6 protein-coding genes are annotated in these 16,779 nt (G+C 69.4%); 4 read left to right on the top strand and 2 right to left on the bottom strand.

Translation table 11 applies throughout. The features are described 5' to 3' along the window. Nucleotides 1-20 precede the first annotated feature (20 nt). On the bottom strand, nucleotides 21-887 hold the full coding sequence (locus A5655_RS08350; RefSeq protein WP_067008130.1) for a ComEA family DNA-binding protein: 867 nt from the start codon (nucleotides 885-887) through the stop codon (nucleotides 21-23). 155 nt (nucleotides 888-1,042) lie between these two features. On the opposite strand from A5655_RS08350, the gene A5655_RS08345 reads away from it, so the two are divergent. From A5655_RS08345 to A5655_RS08335, 3 genes are read left to right on the top strand one after another with little or no spacing between them, the layout of a single operon-like run. Further along, entirely contained in the window at nucleotides 1,043-2,203 is a 1,161-nt protein-coding gene (locus tag A5655_RS08345; protein ID WP_067008062.1) for an acyl-CoA dehydrogenase family protein, read from the top strand. A gap of 7 nt (nucleotides 2,204-2,210) precedes the next feature. Continuing rightward, on the top strand, nucleotides 2,211-3,317 hold the full coding sequence (locus A5655_RS08340; RefSeq protein ID WP_067008060.1) for an acyl-CoA dehydrogenase family protein: 1,107 nt from the start codon (nucleotides 2,211-2,213) through the stop codon (nucleotides 3,315-3,317). A 3-nt stretch (nucleotides 3,318-3,320) separates the two neighbouring features. Beyond that, nucleotides 3,321-3,743 carry a PPOX class F420-dependent oxidoreductase gene (locus tag A5655_RS08335; RefSeq protein ID WP_067008059.1) on the top strand — a complete coding sequence of 141 codons (423 nt, stop codon included), beginning with the start codon at nucleotides 3,321-3,323 and terminating at the stop codon, nucleotides 3,741-3,743. Between the two features lie 12 nt (nucleotides 3,744-3,755). On the opposite strand, the gene A5655_RS08330 is transcribed toward A5655_RS08335, so the two are convergent. After that, nucleotides 3,756-14,897, bottom strand: a complete 11,142-nt coding sequence (locus tag A5655_RS08330) for a type I polyketide synthase (RefSeq protein WP_067008056.1) — start codon at nucleotides 14,895-14,897, stop codon at nucleotides 3,756-3,758. 454 nt (nucleotides 14,898-15,351) lie between these two features. Between A5655_RS08330 and A5655_RS08325 the strand changes: the two genes are divergently transcribed. Further along, a complete protein-coding gene (locus tag A5655_RS08325) occupies nucleotides 15,352-16,773 on the top strand; it encodes a condensation domain-containing protein (protein ID WP_067008053.1) in 1,422 nt (473 codons plus the stop codon). Nucleotides 16,774-16,779: the final 6 nt, after the last annotated feature.

Below are 16,779 nucleotides of genomic sequence, written 5' to 3'. Positions count from 1 at the left end.
GGCCGCGTCGCGCACCGCCGTCAGACACGGACCAGCGGGCGCAGTTTTTCCAGCCGCGCCGGGCCGATGCCGTCGACGTCGGCGAGCTGGTCGACGCTGGTGAACTTCCCGTTGGCCTGCCGCCATGCCACGATCGCGGCGGCGGTGACCGGACCCACCCCGGGCAGCGCGTCCAGCTGCTCCTGCGTCGCGGTGTTGAGGTCGAGCACCTCGCCGGCCTTCGGCTTCACCGTGCCCGAAACCGGCCCCGGCGCCCCCGGCGCCGGGGACGTCCCCGCGGACACCGAGCTGCCGAGCGCCGTCCGCTGCCCCGCAACAGGGGCGAGCCCGACCACGATCTGCTCGCCGTCGCCGACCGGGCGGGCCATGTTCAATCCGATGGTGTCGGCGCCGTTCACCGGTCCCCCGGCGGCCTGCAGCGCGTCGGCGATGCGGGCCCCGGGCGCCAGCGTGACCAGCCCGGGGGTGTGCACCAGCCCGACCACGCTGACCACCACCGGCCGGTCGGGACCGGCGGGCTGGCCGGCACCCGGGCTGGCCGACGACCTGGGGCTTGCGGTGGCGGCCTTCTGCACCGGTGGCAGCTTGGCCGACGTCACCGGCGCGGGCCGGTCGCGCAGCAGGGTGAACACCGTCACCAGCACCGCGAGGGCGGCCACCACCGCCAAGGCGATGGCGCCGGCGCGGCCCGGGTCGGCCCGCATCTTCGCCACCCAGCCCCGGTGATCGGCGGCGTCGGGAAGCCAGCGCGGCAGCAGCGAATTCGGGTCGTCGTCCGGGGCTTCCTGGCCCGAGTCCGATTCGTCGGCGGGCTCGGCCGCCGGATCGGTGTCCGGGTCGGCGCCCAGGCGCCGCTGCAGTCGCTCGGCGGGCAGTTCTGTTCGCATGCGCCGACCGTAGGCGCGCGGGCTGCCGGAACGGCGCCCCACGGCGGCGTCGCGATGCCGGGGTGTGGACCAATTCGAGGCTGTGCACAAGCACCGGACGGGATGGGTAAAGATGGGAAGGGTCGCGACGTTCACCTCAACCAAAGGAGGCTGCCATGCAACTGGCGCTCACACCGGAGGAAGCCGCGTTCCGCGACGAGCTTCGCACCTTCTACACCACCCAGATACCCGAAGAGCTGAGGGACCGGGTGCGCCAGGGCTCGGCGTCGGTGCGCCGCGACGACATCGTCACCAGCCACAAGATCCTGCACGAGCACGGTCTGGCGGTACCGAGTTGGCCCGTCGAATGGGGCGGCAAGGACTGGACGCCCACCCAGCACCAGATCTGGGCCGACGAAATGCAGCTGGCGTGCGTGCCCGAGCCGCTGAACTTCAACACCAAGATGGTCGGCCCGGTGATCGCCGAATTCGGTTCCGAGGAGATCAAACAACGCTTCCTGCCGCCGACGGCCAGCCTGGACATCTGGTGGTGCCAGGGCTTCTCCGAGCCCGAGGCCGGCTCCGACCTGGCGTCGCTGCGCACCACCGCGGTCCGCGACGGCGACCACTACATCGTCAACGGCCAGAAGACCTGGACCACCCTCGGCCAGTACGCGGACTGGATCTTCTGCCTGGTGCGCACCGACCCGCAGGCGCCCAAGCGCCAGGCCGGAATCTCGTTTCTGCTCTTCGACATGAAGACGCCGGGCATCACGCTGCGCCCGATCAAGACGATCGACGGCGGCCAGGAAATCAACGAGTTGTTCTTCTCCGACGTCCGGGTGCCCGCCGATCAGCTTGTGGGACAAGAGAATCAGGGCTGGTCGTACGCGAAATTCCTGCTCGGCAACGAACGCACCGGCATCGCCGGCGTGGGGCGCACCAAGGTGCGCCTCGCCGAGGTGAAAAAACACGCCGCGCAAACCGGGGTGCTCGACGATCCCCTGTTCGCGGCGCGACTCGCCGAGGCCGAAAACGAGGTCCTGGCATTGGAACTCACGCAGTCGCGGGTGGTTTCGGACTCCGCGGACGGCCAGCCCAACCCGGCGTCGTCGGTGCTCAAGCTGCGCGGAAGTCAGTTGCAGCAGATCGCGACCGAGCTGCTGGTCGAGGTCGCCGGCCCGGACGCGCTGCCCGCCGACGGGGAAGACATCTCCTCGCCCTCCTGGGCGCAACACAGCGCGCCGCACTACCTCAACTACCGCAAGACGTCGATCTACGGCGGCAGCAGCGAGGTGCAGCGCAACATCATCGCGTCCACCATTCTCGGATTGTGAGGCAGCAATGGACTTTCAGTTGACCGACGAGCAGGCCCTGCTTCGCGACACCACCCGCGACCTGCTGTCCCGCACCTACGACCCGGAGAGCCGCAACAAGGTCATCGGATCCGACCTCGGCTGGAGCCGGGATGTCTGGAGTCAGCTCGCCGACACCGGGATCCTTGGCCTTGGGTTCGAGCCGGAGGAGGCCGGCCAGATCGAGATCATGGTGGTGCTCACCGAGGTCGGGCGCCGGTTGGCCCCCGAACCCATCCTGCACGCCGCTCTCGCACCGGGCGCGCTGATCGCCGAGCTGGGCAGCGACGCCCAGAAGCAACAGCTCGACGAGGTCGCGGCCGGCCAACGCCTGCTGGCCTTCGCCCACCTGGAGCCGGGTCACCGCACCCCGACCCCCACGGCCACCACTGCCGCTGTGCGGCAAGGTGATTCATGGACATTGAGCGGACGCAAGAACCCGGTGCTCGCCGGTGACTGCGCCGACGCGTTGGTGGTCAGCGCCGCATTACCCGACGGCGGCACCGGCCTGTTCCTGGTCGACGCCGGGGCAACTTCCCGGCAGTCCTACCGGACCTTCGACGGGCAGCGCGGCGCGCAGGTCGATCTCGACGGCGTCGCCGCCGAACCGCTTGGCGAAGGCGGGGACGCCTCGCTCGCCATTCGCGACGCCATCATCCGCATCCAGTCGGCGTTGTGCTCCGAAGCCGTCGGCGCAATGGAGGAAGCGCTGCGCCTGACCACCGACTACCTCAAGACGCGCAAGCAGTTCGGCGTCACGCTGAACAAGTTCCAGGCGCTCACCCAGCGGGCCGCCGACATGTACGTGTCGCTGGAAGTGGCGCGCAGCATGAGCTTCTATGCGGCGATGTCGATCGCCGACGGCACCCTCGACCCGCTGATCGCGTCGCGCGCCAAGGTGCAGATCGGCCGGTCGGGGCGACACATCGCGCAGGAGTCGATCCAGATGCACGGCGGAATCGGCGTGACCGCGGAATACCCCGTCAGCCACTACGCGGCCCGGCTCACCGCGATCGAGCACACGCTGGGCACCTCGAACGATCACCTGCACAACCTGATCGACCACCTCGGCGACTACGACCTGGCCCGGCTCTAACGCATGGCTGAACTTTCCGCTCGGGTCGTCGAGTTCCTGTCCGCCGGCACCCGCACCGGGATGCTCGGGTACGTCGCCGCCGACGGGCGGCCGCTGGTCGCACCGGTCTGGTTTGTCGTCGACGACGGCCAGCTGGTGTTCACCACCGGCCGCGACACCTCGAAAGGCCGTGCGCTGGTCAGGGATTCGCGCGTGGTGGTCTGCGCCGACGATCCGCACCCGCCGTACTCGTTCGTCCAGGTGCAGGGCGTGGCCTCGGTGAGCGACGACCCGGACGACGTGCTGGACGTCGCGACGCGGACCGGCGCCCGCTACATGGGCGCCGAGCGCGCCGACGAGTTCGGCCGCCGCAACGCCGTGCCCGGCGAACTCGTGGTGCGGGTGCGCCCGACCAAGGTCATCGCCGGATTCGATATCGCCGACTGACGCGCCCGGGCATCACTCCGGTTCCGGCGCCGCAGCCGATTCCGGGCTCGGCTCCGCGGCAGGCGATTCCGCCACGGGCGCCTCCGCGGCCGGTCTCGGCTCCGGCTCCGCATCCGGCAGCTGACCGGCGAGGTACTCGGCGAGCCCCCCGATCGTCGGATAGTCGAACACCGCGGTGGCGTTGATGGTGAACGCCCCACCGAACTGGCTGTACAGCCGGTTGCGCAGCTCGACCGCCATCAGTGAGTCCGTGCCGAGGTCCAGGAACCGGCTGGTCGCGGCCGGCGGTTGCGCGAGCCTCAGGAAGCCCTGCACCTCGCGCTGCAGGAACTCGGTGATGAAGCCGGCACGCTGGGCCACCGGTATTTCCTGTAATTGCCGGAGCAATTCGCTGTCGCCGGCCGCCTCCGTGACGGCGCTCGGCAACACCAGGTCGAGAATCGGCGGACGAGAATTGCCCAGCAACTTGGCGGCGCGCTGCCAGTTGGCCTTGATCACCGTTGCCTGCCCGGTCCCGCTGGCGACGGCCTCGGCGAGGGCGTTGAGGGCGGTGGCGGGTTCCAACGGAATCAGGCCTTGCGCACCGAGATTGGCGCGCGCGGCCTCCGAAGACGCCATACCCCCCTTGCCCCAGGGACCGAGGTTTACGCCGGTCGCCGGCAGGCCGTGCGCCTTTCGATCCGCGACCAGCCCGTCGAGCAGCGCGTTGGCGGTGGAGTAATTGGCCTGCCCCGGTGAGCCGAGCAGGCTGGCCACCGACGAGGACACGATGAAGAAGTCGAGGTCGTCGGCTCTGGTCAACCTGTCCAAGTAGCGGGCGCCGAAAGCCTTGGGCGCCAACGTCGTCCGGAAACGTTCCAGGTTCTGCTGGGACAGCAGCGCGTCGTCGAGGACGCCCGCCAGATGCGCCACCCCCGCCAGCGGCGGCAACTCCGCCCGGATCCGCTCCAGCAGGCTTTCGACCCCTGACTCCTCGCCGACGTCGGCCGCGAAGACGTGGATGCGGCTCCGGTAGCGCTCGGTGATGTCGTCGATCGCCCGTTGCGCGTCCGCGTCGGGTGGGCGCCGGCTGGTCAACACGATGTCACCGGCGCCGAGCTGGGCCAGATAACCCGCCATGTGCAATCCGATCGCGCCGAGCCCACCGGTGATCAGGTAGCTCCGATCGTCGCGCGGCTGAAGCGGTTTGGGCATCTGCAGCACGATCTTGCCGATGTGCCGCGCCTGCTGCATGCGGCGAAACGCCGTCTTCGCCTCCGTCAGCGGGTAGATCTCGGCGGGCAGCGGTGTCCACTCGCCGCGGGCCAACCCCTGGGACACCTCGCCCAGCAGGCCGCGGATGCGTTCGGGCTCCTGGAAGGTGACCGTGTCCAGCGCGACGATCTCGTAGGCGATGTCGGGTCGGGCCGCCGCCATCTGCTCCGGGGTCCAGATGTCGCGCTTGGCGATTTCGGCGAACCGGCCATTCTGTGCGGTGGCCCGCACGGTCGCTTCGACGAACCCCTCGTTGGTCAGGCTGTTGAGCACCACGTCGACCCCGGCGCCGTCGGTGTCGGCGAGGATCTGGTCGGCGAAATCCGTGCTGCGCGAGTCGTAGACGTGTTCCACACCCAGCTTGCGCAGCGTCGCGCGCTTGTAGGTGCTGGCGGTGGCGAACACGGTCGCGCCGTGCTGCTGCGCCATCTGGATGGCGGCCAATCCGACACCGCCGCTGGCGGCGTGGATGAGCACACGGTCGCCGGGCTTCAGCTGCGCCCAGTCGAACGCGAGCCGGGCCGTCAGCGCCGCGGCGGGAATGGTCGCCGCATCAACCGCGCTCAGGCCGTCGGGAATCGGCGCCAGCAGCTGGGCCGGCACGTTGAACCGGCTGGCGAACGCGCCCTGCATGAACCCGAAGACGCGTTGGCCGACCTCGAGTCCGGTGACGCCGCCGCCCAATTGGGTGACGACGCCGGCGAAGTCGCCGCCGATCGGGCCGGGATCGCCCGGGTAGAGGCCGAGCACGTTGAGCACGTCCCGGAAGTTCAACCCGGCGGCCTCCACGCGGACCTGCACGTAGCCGTCGTCCGGCGCCAGCACTTCCGCCTCGGTCAGGCGCAGGTTGTCGATGGCGCCGCGTTCGGTGGGTGCCAGGACGTAATCGGCCGCCCGCGGCACCGCGAGATGACCGCTGCGCGACCATTGCAGCAACCGAGACGCCAAGAACTTGCCCTGCCGCACGGCGAGTTCGGGCTCCTCGATCGGTGTGCCGAGAAGACCGGCCAGCGCGTGCACGGCCTGCGCCGACCCGTCGCAATCGACCAGCCTGCAGCGCAGGGCCGGTTCCTCGTTGACGATGGTGCGCCCGAGGCCCCACAGCGCGGCCTGCACCGGGTCGACCGGCTCGCCGGATTCGGTCGCCACGCCGCGTTCGGTGATGATCCACAGCCCGTTGGGAAGTTTGACCGCCCCGTCGGCCTGCGCGGCGTGCACGACGCTGAGCAGCTGGGCGATCTGGGCCTCCAGGCGCGCGGCGGACTGCGCTGCCGACTCGTCCGCGCCCGGACCCGCGCTGCGCCAGACGATCCCGGAGAACGGCAGACCGCGCTCCTTGGCCTGGGCCAACAGCTGGCCCACCGGCTCCGGATCCGTGCTCGGGTCGAATGCGATGCAGCCCGGCAGTTCGGCCGCCAGTTCGTCGAAGCCGGCGACCAGCCAGGTGCCGGTCACGTTTCCGGCGCCCTCGGTGTCACCGTTCGACGGCGGGGCCGGCACCTCGTGCCAGCCCAGGGTGTACAGCAGCCGGGTGGCGTCGCCGCCGAGCCCGCGCAACAGCGCCTCCCGGGGCGCGCGCTTGACCGTGAACTCGCGAATCCCGCCGAGGCGGCGGCCGTCCCGATCGACGAAGTCGAGATCGAAGACCTGGGTTTCGCTGTCGAGGCCACTGGTGTGCCATTTCGCTCGGCAGTAGAACCGCCGAGGCATCTTCTCCCGCAGCTCCACCGCGCCGTATCGCAGCGGCAGGAACAGATCGCTCACGCCCTGTTCGGCCGCGAGGAGCGCCGGGAACGCCGGGAAGGCGACGCCGGTGCACAGGTCCATCAGCACCGGATGCATCGGCTCGGTTCCGAGGTGTTCGGTGAGTTCTTCGCCGACGCTGATATCGCCGATCGCCTCGCCCTCACCGAGCCACAGCGACTTCAGCGAACCGGACCAGTTGGGCCCCCAGGCCAGCTCCATGTCGGCGAACGTCTCGAACAGCTGCTGCGGACGCATCCGGCTCATCCGCTCGATCGCCGCCTCGACGGATTCCGCCGCGGGCTCCGCCGAGTCCGCGGGCTCCGCCTCGACGTCGGCGACACCGCTGACGACGGTTCCGTCGGCGTTCAGCGACCATTCGGCGTCGCTGACACCGTAGGGGCGGCTGTGCACGCGGAAGCTCCAGCCGCCTGCGTCCAGCGGATGCAGGGTCAGCTGCACCTCGCGAGAAGCTTTCTCGGGCAGGATGATCGGCTCATAGAAGAAGACGTCCTGTACCCGCGCCGGCGGCCCGACGGCGGTGAGGGCCATCGCCGCGTACGTCGCGCCGGGAACGACGACGGTGCCGTAGATGACGTGGTCGGAAAGCCATGGCTGCGACTTGACCGACAGCCGACTCGTGTAGACCGAGTCACCGGAGGCGAGATCCTTTGCGCTACCGAGGATTCCGGACGCGCCGGCGCCCGTGCCGTCGAGGCCGGCGATCCCGGAGGTCTTGGGCCAGAAGTGACGGCGCTGGAACGGATAGGTGGGCAGTTCGAGCCTGCGGCGGGGTTGACGGTGCAGCGCGGCGAACCTGGGCCGGTGGCCGCTGACGTAGGCCGCGGCCACCGCTTCGGCGATCTGGCGCCGGTCGCCGATGCCCTTGCGCAGCGAGACGATCGCGCGCGGCGCGGCCAGATGTTCCGGCCAAACCTGCACCGCGGCCCCGGTCAGCACCGGCTGCGGGCCGATCTCCATCAACACCAAGCAGCCCAGCGCCGCGACGGTGCGCACGCTTTCGGCGAACTGCACCGGCTGTCGGGAGTGCCGCCGCCAATATTGCGCGTCCAGCGGGGTTTCCGCCGTGAGCACGGCTCCGGTGCGGTTGCACACGAGCGGCAACGTCGGCACGCCGAACTCCAACCGCGCCGCGTACGACTCGAATTCGTCGAGCACCGGCTCCAGCAGCTCCGAGTGGAACGCGTGGCTGGTTTCCAGCCAGCTGCACCGGATCCCGTCACCGCCGCACCGGTCGAAGATCTGTTCCAGGTCCTCGCCGGGTCCGGAGAGCACCGTGTTCGGGCCGTTGTAGGCGGCGACCGACACTCGGGCGAAGTCGTTGGCGATCTCCTCGACGTACTTGGCGTCGGCGAACACCGCCACCATCCGGCCACCGTCGGGCAGGCTGCCGAACAGCCGGCCGCGCTCGGCGATCAGCCGGGCCCCGTCCTCAAGGCTGAAAACGCCGGCCACACACGCCGCCGCGTACTGGCCCACACTGTGCCCCAGCACCACGTCGGGCTCGACGCCCCACGACTGCCACAGCCGGGCCAGGCCCATCTCGACGGCGAAAAGCGCGGGCTGCGCAAAAGAGGTGTGCCGCAGCATCTTTCCGGCCTCACCGCCGGTTTCCCGGTCCGTGGCGAAAAGCACCTCGAGCAGCGGGCGCGGCAGCATCCCGTCGACCGCGTCCGCGCAGCGGGTCACCGTCTCCGCGAAAACCGGCTCCGCGTCGAACAACTCGCGCGCCATCCCCGGGTACTGGCTGCCCTGCCCGGTGAACAACCACGCCGTCGTCGGCCGGTCGGTGCACTCGCCTCGCGCCACTCCGGGTCGCATCCGGTTCTCGGCCAACTCGGCCAGCACCTCGCGGGCGCCCTGGACCGAGTCCACGACCAGCGCGGCCCGGTGCTCGAAATGCGAACGCCCGGCCCCGGCCGTGAAGCACACGTCGGCGATGTCGACCTTCGGGTGGGCGTTGAGCCATTCCCCGTACCGCTGCACCAACGCCACCAGCGCCTCCGGTGACCGCGCGGACAGCGGCAACACCTCGACCGGCTCCTCCTCGGCCTCCGACTCCGGTGCCCCTGTGTCGTCGTGAAAGACGTCGCTTGTCGAGTATTCGTCGGCGGTCGCCGAGAGCGGTGGCGCCTCCTCGATCAGCACGTGCGCGTTGGTGCCGGTGAACCCGAAGGAGCTGACGCCGGCGCGTCGCGGTTTTCCGTTGGCCTGCCACGGAATTGCCCGGTCCACGACCCGCACCGGCAGCGAATCCCATGGGATGTGCGGCGACGGCGTCTCGAAGTGCAGGCTCTGCGGCAGCATCTCGTGCTGCAGCGACAGCACGACCTTGATCAGGCCGGCGACCCCGGACGCCGACTCGAGGTGGCCGATGTTGGTCTTGACCGATCCCATCAGCAATGGCCGGTCGGCGTCGCGGGCCGCCCCGAAGACGGCCCCCGCCGCCTGTACCTCGATCGGATCACCCAGCGCGGTGCCCGTCCCATGCGCCTCCAGGTAGTCGACGTCCCCGCCGCTGAGGCCGGCGCGGGCCAGCGCCGAACTGATAAGCCGTTGCTGCGCACCACCATTGGGCACCGTCAAGCCGCTGGACGCGCCGTCCTGATTGACCGCGCTGCTCGGGATGACCGCGCAAACACGATCGCCGTCGCGCACCGCGTCGCTCAGCCTCTTTAGCACCAGGATCCCGCAGCCTTCGCTGCGCACATAGCCGTCGGCGGAGGCGTCGAAGGTCTTGCACCGCCCGACGGGGGAAAGCATCCGGGCGCGTGACGCGGCGATGATGGTCACCGGGCTCAGCAACACGTTCACCCCGCCGGCCAACGCCAGGTCGCAGTCACCGGAGTGCAGCGCCTGGCAGGCCTGATGGACGGCCACCAGCGACGAGCTGCACGCGGTGTCGACCGCGACCGCCGGCCCCTCCAGTCCGAGCGCGAACGCGACCCGGCCCGAAATGGCGTTCAGCGCGTTGCCGGTGATGAAGTGGGGCTCGATCTTCTCGACCGACTCCGCGGACAGCAGATGCGAATACTCGTTGGCGCCCACGCCAACGAAGATGCCGCTTCGGCTGCCGCGCAAGGAGGACGGCGCGTACCCCGCCCGTTCGAGGCCCTCCCAGACCGTTTCCAGCATCAGCCGCTGCTGCGGATCGATCCACACGGCCTCGCGCGGGGAAATGCCGAAGAATTCCGGATCGAATCCATCGATTTCGTCGAGGAATCCGCCGAAGCGGCTGTAGATCTTCCCCGGGGTCTCCGGGTCGGGGTCGTAGAACTCGTCGATGTCGAATCGGTCCTCCGGAATTTCCCGGATCGCATCGACACCGCCGGACAACAGCTCCCAGAACGCTTCGGGATTCTGCGCGCCGGGGAAATGGCACGCCACCGCGACGATCGCGATCGGCTCGTCCGTGCGCGTCGTCACCGCCGCCGCCGGCCGGGGCTTGCTCTCCGTCTGCTCGCCGATCCCGAGCACGTCGGCGAGCAGATAGTCCGCCACGTCCACCAGGCGTGGGTGGTCCATCGCCAGGGTCGCCGGTATCTCCTTGCCCACTCCGTGCTCGAGACGCTGCCGCAATTCGATGGCCATCAGCGAATCCATGCCGAGATCGAAGAATCCGGCGTCTTCGCGGATCTCCGACGCGTCGACCCGCGTCACCTCCGCCACCGCCTCACGCAGGTAGTCGACGAGAAGCTTCTTGCGCTGTTGCGCCGGCGCGTTGGTGAGCTGCTCGACCAGTCGAGTCGGCCCGGACGGCCGGGACAAGAGCGGCGCGGCAACGGAATCCGGCACCTCGCGCTCCAGCTCGGCGAGCAATGAACGCCGTCCCGCCTGCTGGTAGAGCGGCAGGAAGCGGGCCCAGTCGACCCGGGCCACCACCCCGTTGGCTGCGCCCTGCGCGGAGGAAGCCGCCATGAGCTCGGCCATCCCCGCCAGCGCGTCCGAGGGCGCCAGCGTGCGGACCCCGCGCCGATCCAGTTGGGCACGGGCCTCGGCGTCGGCCATGCCCGCCGACCACGGCCCGAAGTTGACGCTGATCGCGGGGACGCCGTGCTCGCGCAGTCGCCAGGCCTGCCCGTCGAGGAAGGCGTTGGCCGCGCCATAGGCGGTCTGACCGAACCCGCCCCACACCGAGGCGATCGAGGAGGTGCTCACGAAGAAGTCCAGCTGCATGCCGAAGGTGTCCAGGGCGGCCTCGCTCAAATTCCAAGCGCCCCAAACCTTCCCGGCGAACACCCGATCGACCTCGGCGTCGTCCAGGGTGCGCAGCGGGGTGGTGCCGATCTCGCCCGCGGCGTGCACGATGCCCGCCACCGGCGGTAGCTCGGCCTGCACGGTGGCCAACAGGCGCGCGACGTCGTGCGCGTCGGCGACGTCGGCCGCGATGACCCGGACTTCGCAGCCGTGCTGTTCGCCGATGGCGTCGACGCGGTGTTGGGCGGCCTCGCTGGGCGCGCGCCGGCCGGTCAGCACCAGGTGCCGGGCGCCGTGCGCGGCCAGATATCCGGCGATTTCCAGTCCGACCGAACCGAGTCCGCCGGTCACCAGATAGGTTGCGTCGTCGCGCAGCGCCAGCGGTGCGGCGGCCGGCCGGCCCGCCCGCCGAACCAGGCGGGGAACGTAGACCGCGCGGTCACGCAGCGCGACTTGGTCTTCCCGGAGGGCCGCGTCGCGCGGTGCCGCCGTCAGCCGGTCGATCAGCCGCGACCACTCGTCGGCCTCGTTTTCCCCGCCAAGCGGCAAGTCCGCGAGCCCGCCCCACACCTGCGGGTGCTCCAGCGCGGCGGCCCGACCGAATCCCCATAGGCAGCTCTGATCCGGCGACACGGTGTCCGCGTCGGTGACTCGTTGGCCGCCGCGGGTCACCACCCAGATGGGCGTGCGCAGTTCGGCGGAAACCGCGGCGCGGAAGAGCCGCCGTGTCCCGGCCAGGATTCGGTGTTGCATCCGCAACAGCGACCGCGCAGACGGCGCGGTGTCGGAGTCCAGCGCCGCGACGTGCAGGATGCGCAGCGTCGATTCGTCCGCCTCGGCGGCGCGCAACGCGGCCTCGAGCTGTTCCTCGTCGGCGTCGGACACCGGCAACCCGAGAATCCGGTGCTGATGCCCACGCGCGGTCAGCACGTCGACCAACGGGCGAACCGCCTCGGCATCGTTGCAGATGAGCAGCCACGCCGATCGCGCGCCGCCTTCCGCGTCCGAGGCCCGTGCGACCTCGGCGGCTAACGTCTCCCAGCGGATCTCGTAGCGGTCGTCCGCGATGGACCGGGTGTCCCGCTGCTGGTTGTGTTGTGCGGCAAGCTTTGTCAGCACATTCACCGTCTGCCGGTCGCCGTTCGCACCGTCGAGCAGCGCGGCGAGTTCCTCGATCCGGCCGTCCTCGAGCAGCCGGATGGTTTCGGTGCTCGCGGCGGTGTTCTGTTGTTGGTTGGGACGCTCCCGGTTGTCGCGATACCAGTACTCGCGATGCTGGAACGGGTACGGCGGCAGGTCGACCTTGCGCGCCGGCCCGATGACGGCGCCGAAGTCGGGTAGGTGTCCCAGGACGTACGCGCCCGCGAGGGCTTCGCCGATCTGGCGGTGGTCCGCGGCGTTTCGGCGCAACGAGGCGATCGCCCGCGGCGCCGTGCCCGGGTCGGGCCACGCCCGCAGGGCCGCGGCGGTGAGCACCGGCTGCGGGCCGATCTCCAGCAACACCTTGCAATTCAGCTCGGCGAGGGTGCGCACGCTCTTGGCGAATTCCACCGGTTGGCGCGCGTGACGACGCCAATAGGCGCCATCGAGTTTCACGCTCCGGCCGAGAGCGGCGCCGGTGCGGTTGCACACCAACATCCGTTGCGGCGGGCCGAAATCGAACCGGTTCGCGTACGCCTCGAAGTCGTCGAGGATCGGATCCAGCAGCGCCGAGTGGAAGGCGTGGCTGGTGTCCAGCCAGTCGCAGCGGACCCCGTCGGCCGTCAGCCCGGCCACCGCCTGGTCCAGATCTTGCGCGGGTCCAGAAAGCACGGTGTTGGCGCCGTTGTAGGCGGCCACCGACAGGCTGGGGAACTCGTCGGTGAGGCCCTCCACCCGCTCGGCGGCGGCGAACACCGCGACCATGCGACCGCCCGCGGGCAGACTGCCGAACAGGCGGCCGCGCTCGGCCATCAGCAGCATTCCGTCCTCGAGGCTGAACACGCCCGCGACGCAGGCCGCCGCGTACTGGCCCACGCTGTGGCCCAGCACCACATCGGGTTCGAAGCCCCACGACTGCCAGAGGCGGGCCAGGCCCATCTCGACCGCGAACAAGGCCGGCTGCGCGTAGGAGGTCTGCCGCAGCGTCTCTTCGCTGTCGGGGCCATCCACATCGAAAATCACGTCCAGCAACGGTTTTTCGAGGACGTCGGCGACCACCGCCGCGCAGCGGGTCAGCGTCTCGGCGAACACCGGCTCGGTGTCGAACAGCTCGCGGGCCATGCCCGGGTACTGGCTGCCTTGGCCGGTGAACAGCCACGCGGTCTTCGGCGTGTCGTCGGATATCCCGCGCAGCAGGCCGGGTGCGGGGCGGTCGTCCGCGAGCGCACCGAGCAGCTCGGTGGCGGATTCCTTCGAGTCGACCACCAACGCGGCCCGGTGCTCGAAGTGCGCGCGACCCACCCCGGCGGTGAAGCACACGTCGGTCAGCGAGGCTTCCGGGTGCGCGCTCAACCAGGTGCGGTATTGATCGGCGGTCTGTACCAGCGCGGCGGGCGTGCGCGCCGAGAGCGCAAGCACGCTGAACCGCCGATCGCCCGGAACCGGCGTCGCCGTGACGTCAGCGGGCGCCACCGGAGCCTCTTCGATGACGACGTGCGCGTTGGTCCCGGCGAAGCCGAACGAGCTGACTCCCGCGATGCGGGGCCGGCCGTCGCGCTCCCAGGCGGTGGCCTCCTGCACGACCTGCACCGCAAGCCGTTCCCACGGAATGTGCGGCGACGGAGTGCGAAAGTGCAGGTGCTGCGGCAGCAACTCGTGCTCGAGCGACAGGATGACCTTGATCACGCCCGCGATCCCCGCGGCGGCCTCCAGATGGCCGATATTCGTTTTGACCGAACCGATCAACAGCGGCCGGCTGGGGTCGCGTCCCTCGCCGAACACCGCGCCCGCGGCCTGCGCCTCGATCGGATCGCCCAGCGACGTCCCCGTCCCGTGCGCCTCCAGGTAGCCGACGTCGCCCGGGGCGATGCCGGCGCGCTTCAGCGCCTCGGCAATAACCCTTTGCTGCGCAATGCCGTTCGGCACGGTCAGGCCACCCGACGCGCCGTCCTGGTTGATCGCGCTGCCCCGAATCACGGCCCTGATGCGGTCACCGTCGCGGATCGCGTCCTCGAGCCGCTTGACGACGATGACACCGCAACCCTCGCCGCGCACGTAGCCGTCGGCGGCCGCGTCGAAGGTCTTGCACCTGCCGTCGGGCGCGAGCATGTGCGCGTGGGAGAAGGTGATCATGGTCGCCGGGGTGAGCATGACGTTCGCGCCGCCGGCCAGCGCGAGATCGCATTCCCCCAAGCGCAGCGCCTGGCACGCCTGATGGATCGCCACCAACGACGAACTGCAGGCCGTGTCGACGGCGACCGAGGGGCCCTGCAGCCCCATCCGATAGCTGATCCGGCCCGCTGCCGCGGCGTTCGACGTCCCGATTGCCATATAGGCTTCGATCTCGGGGTAAGCCAGCTCGCCGGAAGCCATCCCAAGGTAGTCATGGGTGGCCAAACCGACGAACACGCCGGTGTTGGAGTTCGCCAAAGCCGTTGGCGCGGTGCCCGAATGCTCAACCGCCCGCCACGCCGTCTCCAGCAGCAGCCGATGCTGCGGGTCCATCAACCTGACCTCGCGCGCCGACATGCCGAAGAACGGCGCGTCGAATCCCGTGACGTCATCGACGAAGCCCGCCCGACGGGTCACGACCTTCCCGGGCACATCGGGATCCGGATCGAAGAATTCGTCGGCATCCCACCGGTCCTGGGGCACGTCCGATATCGCATCCCGGCCTTCGGCCAGCACCCGCCAGAATTCGTCCGCATCCGCCGCACCCGGAAAACGCGCCGCGTAACCGACGATCGCGAAACCCGAGGAAGCCAACGCCCGCTCCATCGGGTCTTCGACGGATTTCATGCGGTTGTCCTCCCCGTTTCGACCGGAAAATTTGATGCCCGCGGGCCCTCGCGGCGCCGGAGCCGTGGTTTCTTCGAACCACGTCCTAGGCCGCTCACTGCACACACCCAGGACCAGAGCTGGCAGAACCCCCCCGGGTACTGCCTTACAGCGACCGTCATCGCGAATCTACACATCCAGGCCGGGTTGCCGCAGCCGAATCACCGCCGCAGACCAGTATTACAAGCACCGGTGGATTCGCGGCGCCGCGACGCGCACGTGTTGTCGCGGCGGGGGCCGGCCGCGCCCGGATCGACGGTCCCGAAAAGGCGTTCGGTCACACCGCCGCGGGCCGGGCCGGCGAGCTGTTGCGCCCGGATCTGCGCATGTGGGGGACGGTCGCTGCGCGAGGGGCTATCTTGGGTCTCGCTACCGGCGGGGCCCGAAGTGCCGCCGTGAAACTGGGGAGAACAGATTGCGCATCGGGAAAATCAGGATCGGCTCACTCGGGGATTGGACGCCAACCGCGGGACAGGTCATCTCCTGGCATCCGACCGCCGCGGCCCTGGAGAAGGCCCGCCAAGCGCCGGTCAGTTCGGTGCCGGTCAGCTACATGCAGGGCCAGCATCTGCGCAACTATCACGAAAGGACCGCCGCCGGACTCGACTTCTCGCGGCAGATCATCGCGACCTGCGAAGTTCCCGGCCAGTGCGACATTTCGGCCATGGATCAGGCGCTCAACGCCTACCTGCGCCGCCATGACACGTTCCGCAGCTGGTTCGAACCCACCGAGGATGGACAGTTCGTCAGGCACACCCTCACCGACCCCGCCGATATCGAATTCACGCCGATCGATCACGGCCCGATGACGGTTGAAGAAATACGCGCCCATCTCGTGGCCATTCCCAATCCGCTGGAGTGGGGCTGCTTCACCTTCGGAATCGTCCGAAACGACGGTCACTTTACTTTCTTTGTCGCCATGGACCATGTCCACGGCGACGCCACGTTGATTGGCACCACGATGCTCGAGGCCAACGGGATGTATGCGGCGTTGAGCGGCGGCGGTGAACCCCTTGCGCTTCCCGAGGCCGGCAGCTTCAACGATTTCTGCTCGCGCGAGCGCCAGTACACGTCGGCGTTGACCCTGGATTCGCCGCAGGTGCGCGCCTGGATCGACTTCGCCGAGAACAACAACGGCGGCTTTCCCGAATTTCCGCTCCCGCTGGGTGATCCGACGGAGCCGAGCAACAGCGAGTTGCTCTCCGAATTCCTGATGGACCCGGGACAGACCGAGCGCTTTGAATCGGCCTGCACGGCGGTCGGCGCGCGCTTCATCGGCGGCCTGTTCGCCTGCTTTGCCCTGGTAGAGCACGAGTTCACGGGGGCCCTCACGTACTACGGCCTGACCCCCAGGGACACCCGCCGGACCACGGATAACTTCATGACGCAGGGTTGGTTCACCGGCCTGGTCCCGATCACCGTGCCGATCGCCGCGGCCTCGTTCGCCGATGCCGCGTGGGCGGCGCAGGCCTCTTTCGATTCGGGTCTGGACCTGGCGAGGGTGCCGTATTACCGCGTGCTGGAATTGGCGCCGTGGCTGAACTGGCCGGAGCCGAATTTTCCGGTCTCGAACTTCTTGCATGGCGGGGCCGCACCGCTCAACGCCGTCCTCGCCGCGGCCGACCTGGGTTATGCGAACAATTTGGGAATCTATTCCGACGGCCGCTTTTCGTATCAACTGACCATCTATGTGTTCCGGTACGGGGAGGGCACCGCGATGGCGATCATGTACCCCGACAATCCGGTCGCCCAGAAATCGGTCACCCGCTACATGGAAGCAATGAAGTCGGTATGCGCGCGGGTCGCCGACAGCGGGCATTGGGGACGGGTTGCCTAGTTCCGA

The sequence above is a fragment of the Mycobacterium sp. 1081908.1 genome (assembly GCF_001673535.1).
In the GTDB taxonomy this organism is placed as follows: Bacteria; Actinomycetota; Actinomycetes; order Mycobacteriales; family Mycobacteriaceae; genus Mycobacterium.
Note: the sequence above shows the minus strand (reverse complement) of the source record. Positions and strands in the feature narration are given on the sequence as shown.